Origin of the sequence: Pseudalkalibacillus hwajinpoensis (genome assembly GCF_015234585.1) — a bacterium.
GTDB classification, from domain to species: Bacteria; Bacillota; Bacilli; order Bacillales; family Guptibacillaceae; genus Guptibacillus; species Guptibacillus hwajinpoensis_B.
In genome coordinates, this window is the sequence record NZ_JADFCM010000008.1 from 775,176 (window position 1) to 800,534 (window position 25,359).

Annotated in this window: 24 protein-coding genes; 14 read left to right on the forward strand and 10 right to left on the reverse strand. The window is 39.4% G+C overall.

Annotated features, from left to right (window positions below):
- Positions 1 to 20: 20 nt before the first annotated feature.
- Together IQ283_RS15735 and IQ283_RS15740 are read right to left on the reverse strand one after the other, a co-directional pair.
- Positions 21 to 860, reverse strand: coding sequence for a polysaccharide deacetylase family protein (locus tag IQ283_RS15735; protein ID WP_242057364.1), 840 nt, complete (start codon positions 858 to 860; stop codon positions 21 to 23).
- A 107-nt stretch (positions 861 to 967) separates the two neighbouring features.
- A complete protein-coding gene (locus IQ283_RS15740) occupies positions 968 to 2,242 on the reverse strand; it encodes an NCS2 family permease (protein WP_194221062.1) in 1,275 nt (424 codons plus the stop codon).
- Between the two features lie 185 nt (positions 2,243 to 2,427).
- Between IQ283_RS15740 and IQ283_RS15745 the strand changes: the two genes are divergently transcribed.
- On the forward strand, positions 2,428 to 3,708 hold the full coding sequence (locus tag IQ283_RS15745; protein WP_194221063.1) for a purine/pyrimidine permease: 1,281 nt from the start codon (positions 2,428 to 2,430) through the stop codon (positions 3,706 to 3,708).
- An 82-nt stretch (positions 3,709 to 3,790) separates the two neighbouring features.
- Positions 3,791 to 4,225, forward strand: a complete 435-nt coding sequence (locus tag IQ283_RS15750) for a universal stress protein (protein ID WP_194221064.1) — start codon at positions 3,791 to 3,793, stop codon at positions 4,223 to 4,225.
- A 30-nt stretch (positions 4,226 to 4,255) separates the two neighbouring features.
- On the opposite strand, the gene rpiA is transcribed toward IQ283_RS15750, so the two are convergent.
- Positions 4,256 to 4,921 (reverse strand): ribose-5-phosphate isomerase RpiA, encoded by a 666-nt coding sequence (gene rpiA / locus IQ283_RS15755; protein ID WP_194221065.1) that lies wholly within the window; start codon positions 4,919 to 4,921, stop codon positions 4,256 to 4,258.
- Between the two features lie 346 nt (positions 4,922 to 5,267).
- Here rpiA and gndA point away from each other — a divergent pair, with 346 nt between their 5' ends.
- A complete protein-coding gene (gene gndA / locus IQ283_RS15760; RefSeq protein WP_194221066.1) occupies positions 5,268 to 6,680 on the forward strand; it encodes an NADP-dependent phosphogluconate dehydrogenase in 1,413 nt (470 codons plus the stop codon).
- 57 nt (positions 6,681 to 6,737) lie between these two features.
- On the opposite strand, the gene IQ283_RS15765 is transcribed toward gndA, so the two are convergent.
- The 3 genes from IQ283_RS15765 to zwf form a co-directional block, all read right to left on the reverse strand.
- Positions 6,738 to 7,313, reverse strand: coding sequence for a hypothetical protein (locus IQ283_RS15765; protein ID WP_194221067.1), 576 nt, complete (start codon positions 7,311 to 7,313; stop codon positions 6,738 to 6,740).
- 84 nt (positions 7,314 to 7,397) lie between these two features.
- Complete coding sequence (locus IQ283_RS15770; RefSeq protein WP_194221068.1) at positions 7,398 to 8,021, reverse strand: cyclase family protein; 624 nt, start codon at positions 8,019 to 8,021, stop codon at positions 7,398 to 7,400.
- A 174-nt stretch (positions 8,022 to 8,195) separates the two neighbouring features.
- Positions 8,196 to 9,689 (reverse strand): glucose-6-phosphate dehydrogenase, encoded by a 1,494-nt coding sequence (zwf, locus tag IQ283_RS15775; protein ID WP_194221069.1) that lies wholly within the window; start codon positions 9,687 to 9,689, stop codon positions 8,196 to 8,198.
- Between the two features lie 395 nt (positions 9,690 to 10,084).
- On the opposite strand from zwf, the gene IQ283_RS15780 reads away from it, so the two are divergent.
- From IQ283_RS15780 to IQ283_RS15805, 6 genes are all read left to right on the forward strand, one after another.
- Positions 10,085 to 10,699 (forward strand): hypothetical protein, encoded by a 615-nt coding sequence (locus IQ283_RS15780; protein ID WP_194221070.1) that lies wholly within the window; start codon positions 10,085 to 10,087, stop codon positions 10,697 to 10,699.
- A gap of 121 nt (positions 10,700 to 10,820) precedes the next feature.
- Entirely contained in the window at positions 10,821 to 11,351 is a 531-nt protein-coding gene (locus tag IQ283_RS15785) for a DUF420 domain-containing protein (protein ID WP_194221071.1), read from the forward strand.
- A gap of 274 nt (positions 11,352 to 11,625) precedes the next feature.
- A complete protein-coding gene (deoD, locus tag IQ283_RS15790; protein WP_194221072.1) occupies positions 11,626 to 12,336 on the forward strand; it encodes a purine-nucleoside phosphorylase in 711 nt (236 codons plus the stop codon).
- Between the two features lie 149 nt (positions 12,337 to 12,485).
- The gene (locus IQ283_RS15795; protein ID WP_242057365.1) at positions 12,486 to 13,958 is read left to right on the forward strand and encodes a spore germination protein; all 1,473 of its coding nucleotides are present in this window, start codon (positions 12,486 to 12,488) and stop codon (positions 13,956 to 13,958) included.
- Positions 13,959 to 13,984: 26 nt separating this feature from the next.
- A complete protein-coding gene (locus IQ283_RS15800; RefSeq protein ID WP_194221073.1) occupies positions 13,985 to 15,073 on the forward strand; it encodes a GerAB/ArcD/ProY family transporter in 1,089 nt (362 codons plus the stop codon).
- Positions 15,063 to 16,163, forward strand: a complete 1,101-nt coding sequence (locus IQ283_RS15805; protein ID WP_194221074.1) for a Ger(x)C family spore germination protein — start codon at positions 15,063 to 15,065, stop codon at positions 16,161 to 16,163. Before IQ283_RS15800 ends, IQ283_RS15805 begins: the two co-directional genes overlap by 11 nt.
- Here IQ283_RS15805 and IQ283_RS15810 read toward each other — a convergent pair whose 3' ends face one another.
- A complete protein-coding gene (locus IQ283_RS15810; protein ID WP_194221075.1) occupies positions 16,164 to 16,781 on the reverse strand; it encodes an NAD(P)-dependent oxidoreductase in 618 nt (205 codons plus the stop codon).
- 262 nt (positions 16,782 to 17,043) lie between these two features.
- Here IQ283_RS15810 and IQ283_RS15815 point away from each other — a divergent pair, with 262 nt between their 5' ends.
- Positions 17,044 to 18,249, forward strand: coding sequence for a M20 family metallopeptidase (locus IQ283_RS15815; RefSeq protein WP_194221076.1), 1,206 nt, complete (start codon positions 17,044 to 17,046; stop codon positions 18,247 to 18,249).
- 19 nt (positions 18,250 to 18,268) lie between these two features.
- A complete protein-coding gene (locus IQ283_RS15820) occupies positions 18,269 to 20,116 on the forward strand; it encodes a helix-turn-helix domain-containing protein (RefSeq protein ID WP_194221077.1) in 1,848 nt (615 codons plus the stop codon).
- On the opposite strand, the gene IQ283_RS15825 is transcribed toward IQ283_RS15820, so the two are convergent.
- Positions 20,117 to 20,401: a hypothetical protein gene (locus IQ283_RS15825; protein ID WP_194221078.1), complete on the reverse strand. Its 285-nt coding sequence runs from the start codon at positions 20,399 to 20,401 to the stop codon at positions 20,117 to 20,119.
- Between the two features lie 266 nt (positions 20,402 to 20,667).
- Here IQ283_RS15825 and IQ283_RS15830 point away from each other — a divergent pair, with 266 nt between their 5' ends.
- The gene (locus IQ283_RS15830; RefSeq protein WP_206759484.1) at positions 20,668 to 22,461 is read left to right on the forward strand and encodes an ATP-binding protein; all 1,794 of its coding nucleotides are present in this window, start codon (positions 20,668 to 20,670) and stop codon (positions 22,459 to 22,461) included.
- A 106-nt stretch (positions 22,462 to 22,567) separates the two neighbouring features.
- Here IQ283_RS15830 and IQ283_RS15835 read toward each other — a convergent pair whose 3' ends face one another.
- Together IQ283_RS15835 and IQ283_RS15840 are read right to left on the reverse strand one after the other, a co-directional pair.
- Positions 22,568 to 22,795: a helix-turn-helix domain-containing protein gene (locus tag IQ283_RS15835; RefSeq protein WP_194221080.1), complete on the reverse strand. Its 228-nt coding sequence runs from the start codon at positions 22,793 to 22,795 to the stop codon at positions 22,568 to 22,570.
- Positions 22,770 to 23,258 carry a universal stress protein gene (locus IQ283_RS15840; protein WP_194221081.1) on the reverse strand — a complete coding sequence of 163 codons (489 nt, stop codon included), beginning with the start codon at positions 23,256 to 23,258 and terminating at the stop codon, positions 22,770 to 22,772. The genes IQ283_RS15835 and IQ283_RS15840 overlap by 26 nt, the downstream gene beginning before the upstream one ends.
- 393 nt (positions 23,259 to 23,651) lie before the next feature.
- On the opposite strand from IQ283_RS15840, the gene IQ283_RS15845 reads away from it, so the two are divergent.
- Entirely contained in the window at positions 23,652 to 24,581 is a 930-nt protein-coding gene (locus IQ283_RS15845) for a metal ABC transporter solute-binding protein, Zn/Mn family (protein ID WP_408962605.1), read from the forward strand.
- Positions 24,582 to 24,601: 20 nt separating this feature from the next.
- Positions 24,602 to 25,357 (forward strand): metal ABC transporter ATP-binding protein, encoded by a 756-nt coding sequence (locus IQ283_RS15850; RefSeq protein ID WP_194221082.1) that lies wholly within the window; start codon positions 24,602 to 24,604, stop codon positions 25,355 to 25,357.
- Positions 25,358 to 25,359: the final 2 nt, after the last annotated feature.

The window sequence follows — 25,359 nt, forward strand, 5'->3', positions numbered from 1 at the left end:
ACCATTCAGAACAATTGTAGTCACTGTAAATTCTGGTTGTGAAGTTGAACAAAGGTAAAACCTTTCTCTTTGAGAATAGGAACGGCTTGTTTCATGCCTTCAGACGTTCCACTTTTTGGTTGATTCATATGTAACAAAGCGATATCGCCAGGTTTGGCCGTCATAAGAGCGTTCTTCACTTGTCCGCTTGTAAAAGTCGCACCAGCATCTCCAAGAATGGTATAGTTTACAATTTGTATACCAAGATCCTTAGCGATTTGAACTGCCACTTCATCGTAATATGCCGTTCCTGATCGAAACAAAGTTGATTTTGATCCTGTAAGATTTTCTATTTTCTCCTGGTTTTCTTTGACTTCGGCAATCACTTCTTTGACTGATGCCGTTCCTGAAATACCCCAGGCGGATTTTCCGTTTACAGATAGAGGTTGATGATGGGTGCCGTGATTTTCAATCTGAAATAGCGGATTAGTAGCGAGCTGCTGAAATATTTTGGAGTTCTCTTCAATCCATCTGCTATTAATGAAAAGGGTTGAAGGGATCTGCTCTTCTTGTAAAAATCTGATAAGTTCACGATCGACGTTACTTCCATGAGGGCCACCACATGCATCGAATGTAAGAGCGATTTCTTTTTCTGATGTTTCAAAGTGCGTTTGGACTCCTGTGGTGCGTTCACCCCATTCATTTGGCTGAACGGTTTCGTATTTTGTAAGGATAAGTTCTGTTGGCACGTCATGATGCATATAGGGAATAGATCTTTTGATGAAAGTGGCTTCAGAAAAGGAGTGTTGGGCTTCTCGTTGTTCACAAGCAGAGATAAGAAGAAAGGATAGTAAAAGAAAAGCTGTTTTCGTGTTCGTCAATTTTATCACCTTTTCCAAGCTTATCACACAATATTTGGATGTAGTGATGGAGAATAAAAAAACCTCCCAACAAGGGAGGTTTCATTCATACCTTTACAACGTTAATGTTAGATCGTATGCAAAAAGAAGTTAATGAAAAATAAACTCGCGATAATGTACATTGGAACAGGAACTTCTTTTGCTTTGCCTAAAGCAATTTTAAGAAAAGGATAGGCGATAAAACCAAATGCAATACCGTCCACAATACTATACGTGAGTGGAATCATCACAATGATTAAGAACGCTGGAAACCCTTCAGAGAAATCCTGCAACGAGATGTTCTGAATGGATGTGATCATCAGTCCGCCTATAATAATAAGAACTGGGGCGATCGCAGAATCAGGAATCATCTTGAAGACAGGAATGAAAAAGAGAGACGTTAAGAACAATAATCCTGTTGTGATGGACGTTAAACCAGTACGCCCTCCTGCAGAAATACCTGAGGCGCTCTCGACAGTTGAGACGGTAGGACTTGTGCCGAAAAGACCAGACGAGATAGCTGAAATGGCATTTGCTTTGTAGGATTTATCAAATTTCGATTGATCTGGAAGTAAGCCGTGAAGCAAGCCCATATTCTCAAAAACAAGAATCATCGCCATTGAAAAGGTGGCGATCCAGAAAGGGAGCATAAGAATATCATCGAATGACATCGCTCCAAAAACAGCTCCGTATGATGAAAAAGAAAAGCTTTCCTGCTTTCCGGTTGAAATTAAGCCTAGTGACCAGGCAAGTGCAGTGCCGAGAAGCATGCTTATTAAGAAATGACCTTTTACATTTCGAATAAACAGGATGGCTGCTAATGCAAGCGTCACAAGAGTTGCAATAACATGAGCAGATCCAAGGTTTCCAAGTTCTACAAAAGTCGTATCGCTAGAAACGACAATGCCACCTTTTTGTAATCCGATAAATGTTAAGAATAAGCCTATTCCAACGGTAATTGCTTCTTTTAATGATCTTGGGATTGACTTTGAAAGGACACCGGATAGCGGTGTGAACGCCGTGATTGCAAAGAGAATCCCTGCAACAAAGACAGAAGCGAGTGCCACCTCCCAACTTAATCCCATTGATTCAACCATTGTATACGTAAAGAATGCATTTACACCCATTCCTGGTACGAGGATAATCGGTGCATTTGCATAAAAACCAATTAACAGGCAGCCGAACACTGACGTCAGGACTGTTGCAATCATTCCTGCTTCGAAAGGAATTCCTGCATCAGCAAGGATTGACGCGTTAACCGCTGCAATATAAACAATCGTAAAAAATGATGTAATGCCTGCAAGAATTTCTTTCTTCAGTGAAGTATCGTGAGCCTGAAAATCAAAATTAATTTTCGTTTTCACTTTATTCCCTTCTTACTTGTGTTTCCCTCTCCCACCCGTGTATTTGATTAAATCAAATCACCAATAAAATAGTATAACAGAGCCTTGATCTTTTTTATAGTGGAAAAATACGTAATGACCTCATTCAGTCACTTTGATAAAATAAGTGGGGTATATAATTTGTTTTGAGGAAAGAAGGCTTTTACATGCGTAATACATTATCTGCTCTTCAATGGGCCGTTTTTATGATTGCAGGGTCAATCGTTGCTCCCGTTGCTATCGCTAGCTTGTTCCATATGGATCCTGCGATGGCAGCAGGGTTCGTGCAAAGAACGATGTTTGTGCTTGGTGTAGCCGGAATACTTCAAGTAACGTTCGGTCATCGCTTACCTATTAATGAAGGCCCTGCCGGGTTATGGTGGGGAGTATTTGTGCTTTATGCAGGATTAAGCTCTACCCTTTTCGGATCTGATATAGAGACGCTACAAGCACTTGAGCTTGCGATGATTGCAAGCGGAGTGATCTTCATTCTTCTTAGTGCGTTTGGATTAGTAGAAAAGTTATCTCGTCTCTTTACACCGGTCGTGACAGGAATTTATCTCTTGCTTCTTGTTGCTCAACTTAGCGGATCGTTTCTAAATGGGATGATGGGTGTTGGTTATTTAAAAGAAGGCATTGATCTTAGAATTGCTGGCCTATCGCTTTTACTTGTATTTATCTCCATTTGGTTTTCACGTTCTATGCCTGCCATGATTCAACAATACAGTATTCTCATTATCCTAATTATAGGGTGGATCATTTTTGCGGTGCTTGGACTAGCCAAACCGATCGTTGTTCCTGAGGGAGGAATCATTGAGCTTCCTGAGGTACTTGCATTTGGTTATCCTACATGGGATTCCGGCATGATAATCACAGCTTTTCTAGTCACGCTGCTTCTTCTCACCAACATGATTGCAAGTATTCGCGTAGTCGAAGAGGTGTTGAGTAAGTTGGCAAATACAAAGCCAATGGGACGCTATAGACAAGCAGGTTTTGTTTCTGGCATAAATCAATTACTTGGAGGCGTTTTTTCTGCGGTGGGAAGCGTGCCGATCTCAGGTGCCGCTGGATTTATATTAACAACAGGATTAAAGCAGAGACTTCCTTTTGTACTTGGAAGTGGATTTATTATTATCATTAGTTTGTTTCCAGCCTTAATGGGCTTCTTTGCAGCGCTACCTGAACCGGTTGGGTATGCTGTTATCTTTATTGTATTTGTGAATATGGTTGGAATTGCTTTCAATGAGTTTAAGAAAGATCAGTCAGAGGGAAAACCATTTATAATAGGGATTTCCTTTATGGTTGGGATTGGAACAATGTTTATTCCACCCGAAGCCTTTCAGCAAGCACCTCCAATTGCGGCTTCTATTCTAAACAATGGACTTATTCTCGGTTCCATTACAGCTATTTTGACAGAACAAATTCTCTACAAAAAGCAACGTAAATAACCATCTCTTCGTGATTAATGTCACAGGACTAGTTCTTTTCTTATGTTAAAATGAAAGTAGAACAGGGGAGGAGAATGTTGCAATGAAAAAATACAATAAAATTCTTGTAGCCTTTGATGGATCTGACCTGAGTGTTAAAGCATTAAATGAAGCGATTGCCATGGCAAAAGAAAATGACTCTCTTGAAATTGACGTTGTCACAGCATTAAACCCTACAGCGCAAATTAGCTCTGCTGTTGTTTACGCGAGCATCTTAAATGAACTTAGAAAAGAAGCGGTGGATATGCTGAAGGGAATTAGCGAGAAGTTAGACGTTCAGTTACCAAATCATAAAGTGAAGACAATGGTTCTTGAAGGGAACCCTGGAAATGAAATTGTGAAATATGCAGATGAGCATAATCGTGATCTTATTATTATGGGGAGCAGGGGACTGAACGGTTTACGTGAGTGGTTCCTTGGAAGCGTGAGTCATACGGTCCTTCAGCGTTCTCATTGTCCCGTCTTAATCATTAAATAACGCAAAACCCGGCATTTCTGCCGGGTTTTATTATTTCTCCACATATGTAATTGTGTTTTCCTGACCAATAATTGCTTTAGCTGCATAGCCAATAAAAAGCCCGTTGTCTACAACACCTGGAACCTGATTAATTTTGTCGTGCAAAGTAGAGGGGTAATCAATTTCTCCGAACTGACAATCGACGGTGTAGTTTCCATTATCCGTGACGTAAAATGAACCTTCTTTTTTTCGTATGGCCGTTTGACATCCAAATTTCTTTAAAGCGTTAATGGTTTTTAAATATCCAAAAGGAACGATTTCTACTGGAAGAGGAAAGGACCCAAGCTTTTTCACAAATTTATTAGAGTCAGCAACAACGATCATATGTGTCGAGTGATAAGCGATAATTTTTTCGCGAAGTAAGGCACCGCCCCCTCCTTTTATAAGGGTTAAATCTTCTGTTAATTCATCTGCCCCATCAATTGTTAAATCAATGGATAACACTTCTTCAAGGGATAGAAGGGGAATACCGTTATCGCGAGCGAGTATTTCAGTATTGGTCGATGTTGCTACTCCCTTAATATCCAATCCCTCTTTAACCATGCGGGCGATTTTGAGGATTGTCCAATAGACAGTACTGCCAGTACCGAGCCCAACAACCATGCCATTCTGAACATAGTTAGCGGCTTCTTCGCCTGCGCGTTGTTTTTCGTTCAAAATTCAATCACTCCTTTTCTATCTATGCTAACCTATTAAGTATAATCGTTATGTCCCCTGTTTCCCAATGATGAATTTTGTAAGCGCATACTTCGTTGGCGTGATAAGGATCTAGTGAATAGGTCATTTTAAATCATGATATTTATAGGTTATTTATACCATGTTATTTAGTTACTAATCTTTGCACGGTTAGCAGGAAAGACGTATAATGCATACTGTCAGACTGTTCGCGTGACTAGCTTGATAGCAGGTGAACATACTATTTAAATAGGGTGATTCACTTGTAACAAAACGGTTTGCGATAGGTGAGTTAACGAAAAATAGGAAATGAGCTGGAGGGAATAAGATGTCAAAACAACAAATTGGTGTTATTGGATTGGCGGTCATGGGGAAGAACCTTGCGATGAACATCGAAAGTCGCGGCTATTCTGTTTCTGTGTATAACCGATCTGAAGAAAAAACAAAAGAAATGATGTCAGAAGTTGAAGGACGAAATTTTCAGGATACATACAGCATTGAAGAGTTCGTTCAATCTCTAGAAACACCTAGAAAAATTTTGCTAATGGTTAAAGCTGGCATGCCGACGGATGCGACGATTGACCAGTTGCTTCCACATCTTGATAAAGATGATATCATCATTGATGGCGGGAATGCGTTCTTTAAAGACACGCAAAAGCGTAGCGAAGATTTGAAAGAAAAAGGTATTCGCTTTATTGGTACTGGTGTTTCTGGTGGAGAAGAAGGCGCACTTAATGGTCCTTCTATTATGCCTGGTGGACAACCGGATGCGTTTAGTGAAGTTGAAGATATCTTTAAGGCGATCGCTGCAAACGTAGATGGCGATCCTTGTACAACATATATCGGTCCAGATGGAGCGGGTCACTATGTGAAAATGGTGCATAACGGCATCGAGTATGGTGATATGCAGCTAATCGGCGAAGCTTATTACATGATGAAGAACGTGCTTGGTCTTTCTACTGATGAGCTTCACGAAGTATTTAAAGAATGGAATAAAGGTGAGCTTGATAGCTACCTTATCGAAATTACAGCTGATATCTTTACGAAGAAAGACCCTGAAACAGGCAAAGCGCTTGTAGACGTCATTCTTGATACAGCTGGACAAAAAGGTACAGGTAAATGGACAAGTCAAAGTGCTCTTGATCTTGGTGTACCACTTTCAATCATTACGGAATCTGTTTTCTCCCGCTTCATTTCTGCAATGAAAGAAGAGCGCGTGAAAGCAAGCAAGCTTCTTGCTGGCCCTAATGTACCAGCGTTTGATGGTAATAAAGAAGAACTAATTGAGAAGATTCGTAAAGCTCTCTACTTGAGTAAGATTTGTTCTTACGCACAAGGCTTCGCACAAATGCGTTCTGCTTCAGATGAGTATGATTGGAACCTAGATTACGGTTCAATCGCTATGATCTTCCGCGGTGGTTGCATTATCCGTGCTGGTTTCCTTCAAAACATTAAAGAAGCTTATGACCGTGAGCCAAGCTTAACGAACCTTCTTCTTGATCCATACTTCAAGGAAATCGTTGAATCTTATCAGGGTGCTGCTCGTGATATCGTTTCACTTGCTGTACAGCGTGGAATTCCTGTTCCTGGGCTTGCAAGCGCGATTGCTTACTATGACAGCTATCGTAGCGAAACACTTCCAGCAAACCTTCTACAGGCGCAGCGAGACTACTTCGGCGCTCATACGTATCAGCGTATTGATCGCGAAGGTGTGTTCCACACAGAATGGCTTGAAGACTAAAAGAGAAACAAAAACCGCTAATCACTTCCTTAAGGGAGGATTAGCGGTTTTTTACTTTCAGTTTTTAAATTTATACACCATCTTTTTGCCAACTCGAATGAATCTCAAAAGACCGCCAATGAGTATGAGTAAAAAACTAGCATAAATGCATGACCATTTGATTGAGGTTAAGAACGGTGCACTCCATGAAATGAATGGGAACGTAGTTGGATAAGAATACATCACAGCAGATGTTGAAATGTTTTCTAAGTAATCAAATAGAACACCGAAAGCGGGGAGTAAGTTTAGAAGTAGCCATTTTTCATTGGAAATAGATCGGAAGAGAACAGTAATCGATGTGGTTAAAAAGAACCAGTAAACGAGCGGCCAAATAATATCAAAGCTGAAACGCTCTTTAATATAATAGCTTCTCCCGCTTTCTCCATATTGCTCTGCAACGCTATATAGCTTTTCAGGAGTATAAAAGAAAGAGCCATCAGGAGAATCACTTGTCCCAGTGGCTTCATAAGATCTTTCCGATACTTCAGGAAGAATAAATGCGAGAAATAAGGCGAAAATAACCACAGAGAGAAACCATATACTTGGAGTCAATCGAGAATTTAACTTTCTAGAAAGATAAAGTAGGGACTTCATGAAAACCCTCCATATTATCAGTATGGGTATCTCAATCACAGAAGATAGTAAGAAAGCCAGGGATTCTCCCTGGCTTTCTTTGTACTATGCTTCTTTTAATCCTTCAAACAATAAAACGCGAGCAGGTGATGCATCAGTTCCCTGAAGTTTTAAAGGTGCAGCAACCATGAAGTATTCTCCAGCGGCCACGTCTTTTAGGCGTAAGCCTTCCATGATGATAACATCCTTTTCGAATAAAGAGCGGTGTGTAGGGTGCTCAGGCTGACTACGTTCAATACCAAGACCATCTACGCCAACTCCGCGAATGTTTCGCTCTGCAAGGTAGCGTGCAGCGTCTTCACCAACGAAAACAAAGTCAAAGTTAAATTCCTCTTCGAAAGAGTTTTGTGATTTGAAAAGGATAAAGTCTCCTTCTTGGATGTCTTCAGCTTCAATATCTTTATCAGATATCGCACCTTTTACATTCGTAACGTCGATTACTTTGGCTTTTCCAACAAGATCTTCTTGATTAATCGATTCAATCGTTGCTCCATCATTCATCATATGAAGCGGAGCATCTACGTGAGTGCCCGTATGTACATCAAGAGATAGACGAGACTCTGTTACATGGCCATTCGTCGTCGTGTTGATTTCAGGCTGTTTTTCTTCCTTGTTCTTATAAACGGCCATTCCATTAAAGATAGGTGCACTTACATCATACATTTTCATTAAGAAACACTTCCTTTCAAATAGTAGTGTATATGATAAAGAAAGATACGTGAAGCACGTATCTTTCTTTTGTCATTTTGAATCAATTGCGACGAATCGCAGAAACTACGATGTTTGTTGAATAGGAACACAAAGAGCGTGTTCAATTTATAGAGTTCCAGCGTCTCAATCACTTTACTCTTTCGGTAGGGGCCACCAGTGTAAGTTGTCATTTTCAAGAAGCTTATCTGCCGCTTTTGGTCCCATTGAACCTGCTGGGTAGTTCGGGAAGTCCTGTTCTTTCTCGTTTGCCCATGTAACCGAAATAGGGTCAATGAACTGCCATGAGAGAGCTACTTCATCCCAGCGAGCAAAGTTTGTTGCATCTCCGCGCATCACATCATGAAGCAAGCGTTCATATGCTTCTGGGGAGTTCATGTTATTTTCCTGATCGTTATTGAAATTCAACTGGATCGGTGTTGTTTTACGCATATCGCCTGTATCTTTGGCATTCAAGTGAAGCGTAATGCCTTCTTCAGGTTGAATGTGAATGACAAGGATATTCGGTCCAAGCTTACCACTTTCATTCTTATAAAGGTTCATTGGCAAGTCTTTAAACTCAATCAGAATTTTAGTAGATTTATTTGTCATTCGTTTACCAGTGCGAATATAGAATGGAACACCAGCCCAGCGGAAATTATCAATCATTAGCTTCGCTGCAACGAATGTTTCTGTATTTGATTCTTCATCCACATTATCTTCTTCACGGTAGCCTGGTAATGTCTCTCCATCTACTTCGCCTTGTTTGTATTGACCGCGAACGAAGTAGTCATTTACTTCTTCCGGTTTAACTGCACGAAGCGCGCGAAGTACTTTAACCTTCTCACCGCGAATCTCTTCTGTTGAGAGGCTAACAGGCGGTTCCATCGCTAGAAGTGAAACCATCTGTAGGACATGGTTTTGGACCATATCACGTAGGGCACCAGACTTTTCATAGTATCCACCACGTGTTTCGACACCAACCGTTTCACTAGATGTAATCTGGATATTTGAAATGTGGCGACTGTTCCAGAGTGGTTCAAACATCGAGTTGGCGAAGCGAATCGCTTCGATATTCTGCACCATTTCTTTTCCAAGATAGTGATCGATACGATAAACTTCATCTTCAGAGAACACTTGGCGAATTTCGTCATTCAGCTTTTGAGCAGATGGGAAATTGTGGCCAAAAGGTTTTTCGATAACAAGGCGATTAAAGCCGTCACCATCTGTTAAACCTTCAGAGTCTAGATTTAATGCAATTGTTCCAAAGAATTCTGGAGCCATCGCCATATAAAAAATGCGATTTCCTGGAATATTAAATTTCTCATCAAGCGATTGTGTTAATTCATTTAATTCCTGGTAAGATTCTTTCTTCGTAACATCAAATGGTTGATAGAAGAAGTGACTGCTAAATTCTTCATGCTTGTCATCTTTATCCATGCATGCTGTATGTATAACAGAGTCATGAACATTTGAACGGAATTCTTCATTAGTAAGTTGTCTTCTTGCTACTCCAACAACAGCGAAATCCTCTGCAAGTACTCCCTTGCAATAGAGGTTATAGAGTGATGGAAATAGCTTGCGTTTGGCAAGATCTCCTGTTGCACCGAAAATCACGATAACAGAAGCCTGTTTTGATGGTTGATTCATCTTTGTGACCTCACTTTTTGATTATTGCTGTTCCAGAGGGAACTTATGGAAGGAACAGTGAATTCCTTAATTCATCAGTAAAGACTGTTAATGATAAAACGTCTGCTGAAATTCTATCGATCCCGTAATAGAAGATATTACCGGGTTCCCAAGTAAAAATTTTATAGCTTTTTCGCGTTAAAATCAAATTGTGTGATTGAAGCTACGGTAGGATTTTGAAAAAAGAATATAATGGTATATGGCTGTAAGCGATACCAAGCTGATTCCTTTGCGGAAAGGTGTGTACAAGGATTTTGAAGGGAAGATTCGTAAATTTTTTTGAAATAGAATGAATGGATTCAATTACGGCGAATATAGTAGGTAAGTGATTGAGAAGAAAAGGGAGGATGAGTACAATGCTTAAAAAACTGGTCATCTTCTTCCTGCTTATTGCTTTCAGTATTTCATGCTCAACTGTTGAGGAGAAGCCTCAAGATTCAGGAGAAGTGGAAGCAGAGCGCACAGAATCTGTTCAAAGTATCGTAATGAAGCAAGGGTATAACGTGTTAAATGCGATTAAATCGAAAGATGGCAAAGAGCTTTCTAAATTTGTTCACCCAAAAAAAGGTGTGCTATTTTCTCCCTATGGAACGATAGAAGTAAAACGAGCTCAAGTGTTTATGCCAGCTCAACTAAAAGAGTTCTTTAAGAACTCTAAGCAGCTTGAATGGGGAACAGAAGCAGGAAGAGGCGATCCCATTCGTTTATCGCCTGAGGAATATTTTAATGCATATGTATACGATGTAGAATTTAGCGAGACGGAAATCGTAACATTTGATGGCATTCATCGGGAAACAAATAGCATACAGAATATTAAAGATGTGTTTCCGGAAAGTCACTATGTAGAATTTTTTGTGCCCGGATCGGAAGAATTCGAAGGAATGGATTGGAAAAGTCTTAAATTGGTATTCTCTGAATATAACGGACAATACTATTTAATTGGAATTATTCATGATCAATGGACACCTTAATGTGAACAAATCGTGTCACAAATTTGAACTTTACGTGTGAGATGAATCTCATTGGTTGCTCAATCCGAGAAACTTTCTTATCCTTAAAAGGTAGATTATTGTGATAAGGAGAAGAAATCTAATGAATGATGTTAAACAACGGAATTATACACCATGGATTGTCGGGCTATCAATTGCAGTGAATGTGCTCGTCGTTGTCCTTTTTTTCCTACCTGAGTATAGTGGTGACGTGGGATTTGATATTACGCTGCTCCCTTTGCTAAATGCTGTTTTTAATAGCTTTACATTTGTTTTCTTAGTAGCAGCGCTCATTTTTATTATGCAAAAGAATATTAAAATGCATAAGCGGTTTATTTTTGCTGCTTTTACAACAACGGCACTCTTTCTCGTTTCATATGTGACGTATCATGGGCTTTCTGAATCCACTTCGTTTGGAGGAGAAGGCATCATCGTTCCCATTTACTTCTTTATTTTAATTACGCACATTATTTTGGCTGCCGCTATTGTTCCTCTGGCTTTAATTACGGTTACGAGAGGATTAAACATGCAAGTGGCTAAACACCGTAAAATCGCTAGGTGGACGATGCCGATCTGGCTTTATGTTAGTATTACAGGTGTTGTCGTTTACTTGATGATCTCACCATATTATTAAGGCCTTGTATAAAAAAGTCTGAAGCATCTGCTTCGGGCTTTTTTTATGGTTAAGTTAATGAATGTTGTTGACCTTGACTCATTTATGCTCTGTGATGACCACTCGAATGAGCCAAAGATCAACAACAGTATAAATAGCATTTTGTAAGCTGGATAGCCTCTTGTATAGTGTATTTTAAGGAAGGATAGGCTACTATTATATGATTGCGTGTGGCATAAGGGCGGATCTTATGCTACTTTTGTTAGTGTACGTATTATATCAAGGAGGTACGACTATGAGTGTTCATATTGGTGCAAAACAAGGGGATATTGCGGAAACGATTCTATTACCAGGAGATCCGCTTCGTGCTAAGTATATCGCAGAGACATTTCTAGAAGATGTCGTTTGCTACAACGAAGTAAGAGGTATGCTTGGATATACAGGTACATATAAAGGCGAACGAATTTCTGTTCAAGGAACTGGAATGGGTGTTCCATCTATTTCGATTTATGTGAACGAATTGATTCAGAGCTATGGTGTTAAGAATCTTATTCGTGTTGGAACATGTGGAGCATTAAAGAAGGAAGTGAAAGTAAGAGATGTTATTCTTGCGATGAGCGCGACATCGGATTCAGGTGTGAATCGCCTTCAGTTTAACGGTATGGATTTTGCTCCTACAGCTGATTTTAATCTTTTGAAAAACGCTTACGACGCTGCAGCTGAAAAGGAAATGAGCGTTCATGTAGGGAATGTGTTTACAAGTGATTCCTTCTACCGTGACAATCCGGAAATCTTCCAGCAGCTTGCTGACTACCAGGTACTTGGTGTAGAAATGGAAACTTCTGCTCTATATACAATTGCTGCGAAGTTCGGCGTGAATGCCTTAACGGTGTTAACCGTTAGCGACCATATCGTAACGGGGGAAGAAACGACCTCTGAAGAACGACAAACAACCTTTAAAGAGATGATGATTATTGCCCTTGAAGCGGCATTAAAACAAAAATAAAACGAGAAGAAGACGGCTAATAAAAAGCTCGTCTTCTTTTTTTGTCTTCATTTAGCATTAATTGCATTTGTGACTCATTTATCCCAAGAAATGCATATTTCATACGTTATCTCCAAAAGCTAGAACTAACGTATGAGGGGGGATTTACAATGGTTAGAAGGAGAACAATCAAACGACTTCATAAATTGAAAGAAATGGATCAGCAATCGGATAACCAACAAAACAACAAAACCACCCTTCAGGAGCTTATTTTAGATAACTTCAGCGATTGTGATGACCTTGTTCATCGAACGTTACCGGAGCTAAGCATTTCAATTATTTATTTCCTGCATTTAGTTAACGATCAACTGCTGAAAATGGAGTTGCTTGAACCCCTTTACCATGCTTCTGAAGAAGCTTCCCTTCCTTTCCTTAGAAGATCGAACTTTCACAAATCAGATGATGAGAAGAAGCTAATTGATGGCATTATAAAGGGAGAGGCTGTTGTTTTTCATAAAGAGCATGCTTATTTGATTAATATTTCCGGACCAAAGCAGCGTGAAATTCAGCCTTCCGAAACGGAAACAACGATTACGGGCCCACATGAAGGATTTGTGGAGAGCAGTGAAATCAATCTCTCTATGATCCGAAGGCGTGTAAGAAGTTCACACTTGAAAATTAATGAAATTCCAGTAGGTGAAGTGGCAAAAGGAAGCGTCTATGTTCTCCATATTAAAGGAATTGCAAATGATGAAATTGTTCAAGATTTGACTAATAGGATTGAAAAAATTGAAATTGATGCCGTTTATGATTCACATATTCTTACTCAATTAATTGAGGACCAGCCTAATGCGCTTTTTCCGCAATTTATGTTAAGAGAAAGGCCAGATGCGGTTGCAGCAGCACTTGTAGAAGGAAAAGTCGTCATTGTTATGGACGGTAGTCCTGCAGTGATTATTACCCCTTCAAGCTTCTTTGACTTCTTTCAAACGGGTGATGACTATTACCAAAGGTGGATTACTGGTACGGCAACCAGACTACTGCGCTTTGGTGCATTCATGATTACGATTGGATTTACCGCCCTTTACGTTGCCGTTACATCCTTTCATTATGAAATGATTCCACAGTCACTTCTAACAACTCTTGCCGGTTCAAGAAGCAAAGTACCATTTGATCCTTTATATGAAGCGTTAATTATGGAAGTTACTCTGGAATTTTTACGTGAAGCCGGTGCACGGTTGCCTACAAAAGTAGGACAAACGATCGGTATTGTAGGCGGTATTGTCATAGGGCAAGCGGCTGTTCAGGCTGGAATTACAAGCAACGTCCTCATTATTGTGGTGGCAAGCTCTGCCATTGCTTCTTTTGTAGTCCCAAGTTATGTAATGAGTGCAAGTATCCGACTGACGCGGTTCGGTTTAATTCTACTCGCAGGAATACTTGGCAACCTCGGAATCGTGATTGGATTGACGATTCTTGTGATTCATTTAAGCAGTTTAACGAGCGTTGGAGCACCGTATTTAGCCCCCTTATCCCCGTTTTTCAAAAAAGACTGGGGTGACTTCTTATTAAGGGCTCCTTACTCATTAATGAAAACGAGACCAGCTATTCCGAGAAGTTCAAATAAGAAAAAAGTGAAATAAGTAGCTGTAGAAATTGAGGGATATAAATGTCGGAAAAAATAGCGCCATTCCACCTCGCCATCCTGATTTATATGATTCAATCAGGTGTAACACTATATAAATTGCCTCGAATGCTGGCGGTAAATTTCGGAACAAACGGCTGGGTTATGATTCTCATTATTTCCCTCATTGCTGGTTTTAACATCTTTCTCGTTTCTCTTGTGAATCGTTTTCGGAGGGGAGAGAATGTATTTGAAATTATGGAAGGGCTTGTTCCGCAAAAGGTTCTTGCCCCTTTTTATGTCATATTAGCGCTTATATGGTCGATTCTCCCTCTTCTTGTAGGAAAAGACTACATGCTCATTACCCAAGTCCTTGCTTTTCAAAATACCAGTCTGCTGTTGCTGTACAGTCTCTTCTTGCTCCTTGCCTTATATCTTGTCGTTAAAGACATTTATACGATTACGAAAACAACAACTGTTTTCTTTTTTTTGACGATTTGGATGACATTTATGCTCATTTACCATATTCCCTATTCTTCTTTTATGCGCTTAACACCATTTATATTTAAAGGTGGGAATAATCCCCTCCAAGGAATGATCGAGGTTTATACTGCTTTCCTTGGTTTTGAAATAGTGCTCTTTCTCTTTCCTTATATTGATCAGACAAAGCCTAAATGGTTTCGTAGCGTTTATATTGGGCATGTAATTACAACAGTTGTATATGGGCTTACATGTTTCGTTTCATTTATGTATTTTTCATTTGATCAGCTTAAATTAACTAGTTTTCCAGTGCTGAATTTGATCGCTTATATTGAAATTGAGCTTATTGAGAGGATTGAAAGCCTTGTTTTCAATTTGTTCTTGATGAAAATTCTTATAACCGTCGTCATGTATTTATGGGCAGCGAAGCTACTGCTCAATAGAGCAATACCTGCTATTAATGAAAAGTGGTGTGTATTCATTCTCATCTTTGTCGCCTATTTGATCACGTTAAAGGTGGATGTAGCATACGAGCTAGCGCCCTGGCTATTAATTTTTGGATTAGCAGCTGCAGGAATTGCATTAGGGCTTCCAGTGCTATTGCTCGTAACGCTTTGGATCAGAAGCATAAGGAGGAAACGACATGCGGAATAACAGAAAGCTATGCTTTGTTATCTTAGCCATGATCGTTCTGACAAGTTGTAATGACAAGAAAGTAATTGAAGATCTGGCGATCATTAGTATGATTGGTTTTGATCGAATAAAAGGGGAGGATGGGAAGTTAAAAGTAACAGCTTCATTTCCCGATTTATCAAGTGAGGCATCACAAAAGGATGAAATCATTGAAACAGTAGCCAATTCAAAAAAAGAGGCTGAAGATCTTCTATCATCTAAAACGAGGCAACAGGTTGTTAATGGACAAATACATTCGATTATAATAGGAAGAACGCTAGCTGAGGAAGGGGTCAGTCGTGTCATTACTTCAATGGAACGAGATCAGGAAATTGGTTCACAAGTGAAGCTAGTCATGGCGTTTGGAGAAGGGGAAGAGATTATTAAGACAGATGTCGAACCAGATGTAGGTAGCTATGTTGATAAAATGTTAAAAACAGAAACGGATAAATTTACGATTCCAGAGATGGACATATTTCATTTTTCAAGAGATTACTTTGATGATGGCATTGATCCTGTTGCACCTCTTTTTACCAAAGAAGATGGTGAATTAGTGTTAATGGGAACTGCTCTTTTTCGAAAAGACCAGTACGTAGCTCATCTGGATTTATTTCAGTCAAAAGTATTTTTGTTTCTTCTTGGAAAAGTAAAAAAAGGGGAATTAACGATTAAAGTTCCGGATGGTGATAACATCCGCAACCTCCATTTTGATTATATTAAGAGTAATAGGAAAATTAAGGTTGTAAAAAGTAATGGTAAGGTGGACCACATTCAAATAAATGTAAAAATGCGTGGCTCGGTCATAGAGGATACAGGAGCAAAAGAAATTTCAAGTACTAACGAAACTAAGAAAATTGAAAAGGTAATTGCGGAACATATTGAACGTGACGCGGAGGGGATTCTTAAAGTGCTAAAGGAAAATCAAACGGATAGTCTTGGACTGGGGCAATATGTAAGGCATTCCTTATCATATAAAGAATGGAAAAAACTAGATAAATATGAATACCTAGAAACAATACCTGTATCAGTGAACGTTGATGTGACGATAAAGGATACAGGCATGTCTCAGTAGTTAGTAAGCAATCCCCACACGTTTACGGGAGTGATTGCGATCGAATAGTTCCTTGTATACAAAAGCAGCTGTGTCTGCGGTTGATATTTCACGACCACCATCAGGTAGATATTCTTTTTCCACCCGATACTCCCCTTTTGCGGGACCATCTGGCAAATAAGTAGGACAGATGATTGTCCAGTCCAGATCGCTAGCAGAGAGCATTTCATAAACAGAAAGATGTTCCCTTGCTGCTCGCGTTGTTTTTCGTTTAGACTCAGAGGATTCAAAACGATAGAGAGTTGGTTCGACTCGGCTATTAAGTATGCCAGCTGTCCCTACGGTGATGATCCGATTAATCTGTTGATTCTTCATCACCCTTATTAAAATCGGGGTGCTTTCTGATAACGTTGTGGTTTTATCAGTACCAAGTGCACTAACGATCACATCAACGCCCTTGGCGGCTTTTTCAACGACGTCTTCATTGAGAACATCCCCTTCGACAATCGTAAGGTTACTATTTGTAGGGAGCTTCTCAGGTGATCGTGCTAAAACAGTCACCTGATGCCGATCGGAGAGAGCTAATGTAAGAATGTTGCTTCCGACTCGTCCTGTTGCTCCTAAAATCAAAATATTCATCTTGACTCTCCCTTCTAATACTATTCATTTTAAAAAAGGAATGGCTCTATTGCAACTAACGATATTCATGGAATGACATTACTCCGCACTAGTCACTTTGGTGATTTAATGAAAATACAGCGCTTACATTGAAGAATCCTTTATATTTCACAATAGATTTCTTATTTCTACTTATAAAGTTCAGAATTTTTGTTAAAATACTCGTAACGTAATAAGAGAGTGAAGTTTACTTTGTTTTAGATAGAGGAGAGGGGAATGCTACATGAGAAAAGCGCTTTTTGAGAGATTAGAAGATTTAGTACCACAAATGATTGACCTAAGAAGAGATCTTCATCAGCATCCTGAATTGTCATTCCATGAAGTTCGAACACCTAAACTAATTGCAGATTTCTACGAGGAACTTGGCATGGACGTTAAAATAAATGTCGGTGGCAGAGGAGTTGTGGCTTCTTTAGAAGGAGCAATGCCAGGAAAGACAGTTGGATTACGTGCTGATTTTGATGCCCTTCCAATCAATGATGAAAAAGAAGTACCCTACAAATCCACTGTTCCAGGTGTGATGCATGCGTGCGGTCATGATGGTCATACATCAACGCTTCTCCACTTAGCAAAAGCACTACATGAGCAAAAAGACCAATTAGCAGGTCGCGTCGTCTTTATTCATCAATTTGCTGAAGAGATTACACCTGGTGGAGCGAAGCCAATGATTGAAGACGGGTGCCTAGAGGGAGTGGATGTTCTTTTTGGAACACACCTTTGGTCTGGATTCCCAACTGGAACAATTGCGTATAAACCAGGACGCATTATGGCTGCTGCTGACTCTTTTGAAATTGTGATCAAAGGGAGAGGTGGTCATGGCGGTATCCCACATGAAGCGCTTGATTCAATTGTGATCGCCAGTCAGTTAGTTGGTAATCTTCAACAAATTGTCAGCCGGTTTATCAACCCTTCCAGTACAGCAGTCATCTCTATCGGTTCATTTCACGCAGGTTCAGCTTTCAATGTCATATCAGAGACGGCAACATTAAAAGGGACGGTTAGAACCTTTGATCGAGACGTTCGCGAGAAGATCATTGGATTTATGGAACAAATGATTAAAGGCACTTGTGAGAGTAGCGGGGCAGACTATACATTTAGTTATGATAGAGGATATCCTCCTGTAGTTAACCATGAAAAAGAAACGGTAATGTTGAAGGAAGCTGCAGAACGAGTAGCTGATGTGAAGAATGTGGTAGAAACGGAAGCCTTAATGGTAGGAGAGGATGTCGCTTATTATCTAGAAGAGGTTCCAGGAACTTTCTTCTTAACCGGGGCAGGTAATGCTGAGAATAAGTCTACGTATCCTCATCATCATCCAATGTTCGATATTGATGAGAACGCTATGTTGATTGCTGCCAAAACGCTTGGAGAAGCAACGTTAGCTTATCTTGAGCAACATCGTTATGAGACGGAAGAAGTTAACACTTAAAATAAAAGGAGTGAAATGGATGGCGAGGGGTTTACTTGAGAATGAGGCAGAACTTAGCAAAAGGCAGTTGCATTTACTTATGCAAGTTTCTACAATATTTAATTCATCACTAGATTTCTATTCTGTCATTCAGTCTGTTATAGAAGAAGCCGTCTCAGCCATTGATGCAGCTGATGGTGGTGTGCTTTTTCTATACGATAAAGAACAAAAAGGTTTAAAAGTTGCCGGGTCGACAGGGTTTCGAAAGAAGACGGTTAATGAAGTCATTCTCCGTTCAGGTGAGTCGATGACAGGTCTTGCATATGAGAAAGAAGCCACTTTGCACTTCAAAATAAGTGATGAAGTCGAAAAAGCTATGAAGACGATGTCTCATCAAAATGCTAGCCTATATCACCAATCTGCACATGAGCTACCGCTGAGTACAATTTGTATCCCAATTAAAAAAGAAGGTACTTGTACAGGGGTTATAGTGCTCGACCGTTTTAATGGGGAAAAAGGATTTACAGAAGATGATATCCGCCTTGTGGAAGCTATTTCTTCACAGGCGGCCATTGCACTAATGAACGCGAATTTGTATCAGAACAAAGAAGCTTCTTTACAGAAGTTAAAGCAATTTAATCAAACAGTGATTCACCAAAACGAGAGTCTATCGATATCAGTAGATACACACCAGGCACTATCTGACATAGGAATGAATGAAGACTCGTTTCAAGAAATTTGCACGTATCTCACAAAGTCTATCGGAAAGAGCGTAGCCATTTATGATCCATTTGGAGAGGTGAAGGCTTCCAGTCAGATTGATTGGAATGCAGAAAAAAGCTTGCAAAGCATTATTCTTAACCATTTAAGTACGATTCAGAATGAGACAAATGAGTTAGAAGTTGTGCAAACAGACGAAGATTCCTTGCTTTTTCCTCTTGGTCGATTGTCATTTCCGCTCGGTTATCTCGCTATTCTTTCTGAAAAGCTCCCACTTACAAGGTTTGAGCAGTCAGCCGTTTTTCATGCCTGTACAGTTGCGGGTCTTCAGCTAATGAAAAAGGAATCGGAGCATAAAGAACAACAGCGTTTAGCTGGAGAATTACTACTCCATCTTCTATCGCCACAAGATGATGAAGCGGATTTAAGTTACCTTACAGGGCGTTTGAAGACTGGATTAAATGGTTTTTTCACAATCGCTTTAATCGATGTACCTCAGGAGTTTGAACAAGGACGCGAGGAATGGCTTAGAAGATGTATTCATGCATCAATTAAACATTTACTAGAGAAAAATCATCAAACAACTTTGCGTGTTACAGAGTGGGGTCGTCAAATTGTCTTGCTGTTCCTTCAAGATGATGAGAGAGGCATCGAATCATCCATTCTCACTGTTAATCAGTTCTTCCAAGAATTTAATGAGTTGATCGCTTCTGTTACAACTGAAAAAATTTGTAGAATCGGTATTGGAAAACCAGTTAGAGGAATCCGTGCCATTGATCACTCTTTTCAAGAAGCGAAGAAGACGATTAAATTTCTAAAGAGATTTACATTCGCGGGTTATTCTTCATGGTATGGAGAAATTGGGGCGCTTCGACTCTTATTAAACAATAAAGAAGAAGATCTAGCAAGCTATGCCCTTGAGTATCTCTCTCCATTGCTAGCTTATGAAAAACGCCGCAAAGGAGAGCTCTTTCAAACTTTATTTGTTTACTTATCGACCGGCCAAGATTTAAAAAACGCTTCTGAACAGCTCCATGTTCATGTTAATACAATGAATTATCGAATTCAACGCATACAAGAAATACTAACGATTAATTTTAATGATCCTTCTGATCTTATGAATATCCAAGTTGCCTGTAATATTTATCGTTATTTATTTGAAGCCTAGTTATTCATCGTCTGGCTGAAGATAGGGGCGAAGTTTTCGTACGTATCGTCGAATGTCGAATAAGAGTTTGGTTTGTAATTTCTTTTCTTCTTCGAAATTTTGGATATGAGAGATGGATGGGAAAGATCCGTGTTCATTGAAACGAACGGGAATCAGTCCTGTTTTTAACAGTTCACCACTTTCTCGATTGATAAATTCCACTTCGACGTTCGCTTCAAGCGTGTTAGGTATATGATGGTCTTGTAGTCGCTTAACTTCCTGTACTTTAAATAATATTTGCGGCATGTAAGATCCTCCTTCCTTTTCCCCATACCCTTTTTTGAAATGAATTAGCCATAAGATATGTTTGTAACAGCCTGCCCTTTCATGCAGGCTGTTTTTATTTAGGAGCTTTCTTGAACTGGTTAAATGATTGGGAAATGTGATGGGAAAATTGTATCATCTAAGAAAATGTGGAAGGAATTTGAAGATGAATGTCTAATGTTAACTAAGTGAAAGGAATTACTTGCACATGAACTGATTTTGTTATGGAAAACGGAGTGGAGCGTATCATGGAAGACCTCATCTATGATTTTCATTTTTTTCTTATTTTGATTTCGATCTTAATGGTAGTCAGCTATACTTATACAGCATTTGATTTTCATGAAAAGGTTTACAATATAGCGCATTCATATCGACAGCTATGGATATTTGGTAGTGCATTAGCAATGGGGACAGGGATTTGGATTCTACAGTATCTTGTACTGTTAGGGATATCAACAGCTGTCTCATCCTTTTACACTCCCTGGTTTGTTATCATTACTTTAGTTATTCCTGTTGTTGGATCACTCCTGTCATTCAACATCATTTCATCAAAAAGACAATTGAAACAGTTGGTTGTGGCAAGTTTCTCTCTCACCATTGTTTTGGTTTTTTTGCAATTGTTAACATCTGTCTATTTATTAGAGGAGATTTACCGATTGAAAGATTGGTGGAAAATTGTCATTCCAGGTTTGATCGCTTTCATTTCGACAATCTGTAGTTTTTGGTTAGTTTATGGTGTATCAAATGAAAAGCGGAACTCCTGGGGGAAATTATCAGGGGCAATTGTGTTTGGTCTAGGTACTCTCGCCCTTCATTATTTTACGATGGTTTCTTCGGCTTCAAATTCAAATTTTAAAGTAGAAAGCTACAGTGAAAATACGGTGTTACAGTATCTTGTGTTGATTGGCATATTCATTATTTCTGTTTTAATTTTAATTAGTGTGATTCGAGGTCAAAAGTTAGAAGAACAGGCCTCACAACTTCAGGAGAGTGAGCGGAAATACCACTCACTCGTCGAAAATAGTCCCGATGGTATCATGGTATTAGATATTAGCGGTCAAATACTTAATATGAACCCCGCTTTAGAAAAAATGAGTGGCTACTCATCGAATAGCACAAGTAATAAAACGAGTTTTCAATTCGTGGATCAGCGTTATTTAAAGCAGACGTTGAATTGTTTTGAAAGAACGAAAGAAGGGATTCCGCAAAAGTGTGAATCTGCCATTGTTCATCGAGAAGGTCACTCGGTTCATGTGAAGTTAATTTCAATTCCACATATAGTTCATGGGAAAGTACAGGGTGTTATTGTCATAGTGGAAGATATTACAGAATTTAAAGAAACAGAAGCACTGCTAAGACGCTCAGAGAAATTAACTGCGGTAGGAGAGCTTGCAGCAGGAGTTGCACATGAAATAAGAAATCCTCTTACTTCTTTAAAGGGCTTTGCAACATTAGTTTATAGCTCTTCTGAAGACGATAAATCAAAAGAGTTTCTTCAAATCATGTTATCGGAAATTGATCGCATTAATTTCATCGTGAGCGAATTTATGCTCCTTGCAAAACCTCAAGAGAAAGAGTTTGGAGAAAGTGATCTTATTTCATTGCTTCAGCACGTAGTCGCCCTTCTTAAATCGCAGGCAATCCTGAAGAACATCGTTATTCGAACACAGTATGAGTGTGATCACTTTCCTATTTTAGGAGAAGAAAATCAGCTAAAGCAAGTGTTTGTCAATGTCGTGAAAAACGCTATTGAAGCTATGCCTAATGGCGGCACTATCTTTGTAAAGGTAAAAGAAAACGAGAAAAAAGAAGCGGTTATTACGATTGTAGATCAGGGTGTAGGTATTCCAGAGCACCAATTACCAAGGATCGGAGAACCATTTTATACGTTGAAGGAGAATGGGACTGGACTGGGACTAATGGTTAGTTTTAGCATTATTGATAACCATAACGGGAGAATGCGTTTAACAAGTGTTGAGGGAGAAGGAACTACCGTCGAAGTGATCCTGCCAGTTTATGAGAATAAACTGGTGAACGTTTGAGGAAATGGAGTTATTACAAATTAAGAAAACGAGAAAAACGCGCTAGCAAGTTGCTAGCGCGTTTTTCTCGTTTTCTAAATATCGTTTTTAATAAGTAGTTATCATTTCAGGTATCCGCTTTTTCTAACTGCTCAATTGTTTCCTTTTCAAGAAATTCAGAGGCTGGAATATCTAAAGCTGTTGATATTTTTAAAAGTGTTTGAACGTCTGGCTGATAGCGGTTTTCTTCTATTTTCTGCATAAGTCCCGCTCCAATCCGCACTTTCACCGCTAATTCTGAAATGGTTAAGTTGGCTTCCAAACGGTGCTTACGTATTTTGTCTGCTGTGTTCATCTTTCTCAGCCTCCTCAGCAGGTACTTTACTTCCTCTTACGACGAGTACATCACAACTTGCGTGACGAGTGATATGTTCAGAGACGCTGCCCATCAGCAATCTTTCTACGCGATTCATCCCTGTTGCTCCGCAAACAATTAAATCTATTTTATTTTGTGGAGCGATCTTTCTTGCGATTTTTGCTTTTGGGGATCCGTATTCAATCACTGTATCAACATTCGAAATTCCTGCCATTCGTGCTTTTTCTTCGTACTCCTTTAATAGACGCTTTCCAAAGTCTTCTGCTCGTTCCGTTGCGATATCGTAAAGTTCAAAAGTTGAGAAATTTCTCGTATCAATGACATGAGCAATCAGTAGGGACGCCTCGTCTTGAATCGAAAGTTCTACAGCTTTGGAAAAAGCAATCTCTGCAGAATCAGAACCGTCAACAGCAACAAGTATGTTTGAATGCTTTACGCTCATTCTAATACCCTCCCAATAGAAACTTTATTTCTTAGCTTTATTGTATAACGTCTTATTCGTCATTACTGTGAGATATATCACTATTAAGATGAAAATATTCTATTTCAATAAAAAATGGCATAAACTTAAGTTGACAAAACTGCATTCGTGCGATAGTTTTGTACTAAGGAAACATTTGTGGGTAAGGGAACGTTAGTTAATTAATATTACACATTTATTTTTTTGCTTCGAAGTTGCCTTAGGGAAAGAATTATTTAGTTGGTAAAAAACAAAGCCGTTAAGCAAATGTTTTTCGTTAAATTGAAATAGATAAGCACCTTACAGAAACAACGCCCATACGTTAGGTAAAGGGAAATGGTGGCGGTATAAATAGAAAAAGAGAGGTTGGTAAATGTGAAAAAGTGGTTAGGATATGTTTTCGGAGTAGGACTATTTTTGATCGTGATGTCGGGGTGCAGCAGTACTGAGACAAACAAAGATAGTGAAGGAAAAATTAATGTGACGACAACCATCGGGCAAATTGGAGACATTGCAGAAAACATTGGTAAGAACCATGTGCAAGTCGATTCCTTAATGGGTCCTGGTATTGATCCTCACTTATATAAAGCCTCGCAAGGAGACATTAATAAGCTATCGAATGCAGATGTCATTTTCTATAATGGTCTTCATCTAGAAGGGAAAATGGGTGAGATATTTGCGAAGATGAAGGGAGAAAAACCAACCTATCCTGTTGCAGAAGCTATTCCTGAAGAGAAGCTATTAATCACTCAGGGAAATTCAAAAGCCGTTGATCCTCATGTGTGGTTTGATATTGATTTATGGAAATATGCTGTGCTAGAAGTTCGCGACGGATTAATTGAATATGATCCCGATCACAAAGAAGATTACGAGAAAAATGCAGAGGAATATTTAGAAGAGCTAACTAAGCTACAAGAAGAAGCACAATCAAAATTGAATGAAATCCCAGAAGAGAGTCGTGTTCTTGTTACGGCCCACGATGCATTTCAATACTTCGGTCAGGCATATGGCATGGAAGTGAAGGGGCTACAAGGATTAAGTACAGATTCAGAATATGGACTTAGGGATGTTCAAAATCTTGTGAATGTATTAGCAGATCAAAATATTAAGGCTGTATTTATTGAAAGCAGTATCTCAGAACGTTCGATTAATGCAGTCGTTGAAGGAGCAAGAAAAAAAGGTCATGAGGTTGAAATAGGTGGCGAATTGTTCTCGGATGCGATGGGTGAGAAGGGTTCACCTGAGGGGACGTATATAGGCATGTATCAACATAACATTGAAACGATTGTGGAAGCGTTGAAATAGGATAAGAAGGAGGTAGGGATATGAATCCAATTCATGTATCAAATTTAACGGTTGCCTATGACCGTAAGCCTGTACTTCAGGAAGTAACGGTTGAAATGCCAGAAGGAAAGCTAATAGGCGTTGTTGGTCCCAATGGTGCTGGTAAATCAACGTTAATCAAAGCTATTTTAGGGTTAATTCCAATAGCCTCGGGATCTGTAGAAATTTACGGAAAATCATATCGTACTCAGCGAAAACTAGTTGGTTATGTACCACAGCGAGGGTCAGTGGATTGGGATTTCCCTACGAATGCCCTTGATGTCGTATTGATGGGAAGATACGGGCATATCGGCTGGTTTAAACGGCCTGGTAAGAAGGATACTGCTATTGCTATGCAGGCGCTTGATAAAGTGGGCATGAAAGAGTATGCAAATCGGCAGATCAGTCAGCTATCAGGTGGCCAACAACAAAGAGTGTTTCTTGCAAGAGCCCTTGCCCAGGATGCGACAGTTTATTTCATGGATGAACCATTTGTTGGCGTTGATGCAGCTACTGAAAAAGCGATTATCTCACTTTTAAATGAGCTGAAAGCACAGGGAAAGACCGTCCTTGTTGTTCACCATGATTTGCAGACAGTGAAGGAGTATTTTGATTGGACTCTTTTGTTAAATAAAAGAAAAATTGCTCTCGGTCCTACAGATGAAGTATTTACGATTGAAAACTTACAAAAAACATATGGTGGAAGACTATCATTTCTTGATTCTGAGGTCAGCACACCATTTGTAGTTCAACCTTAAGG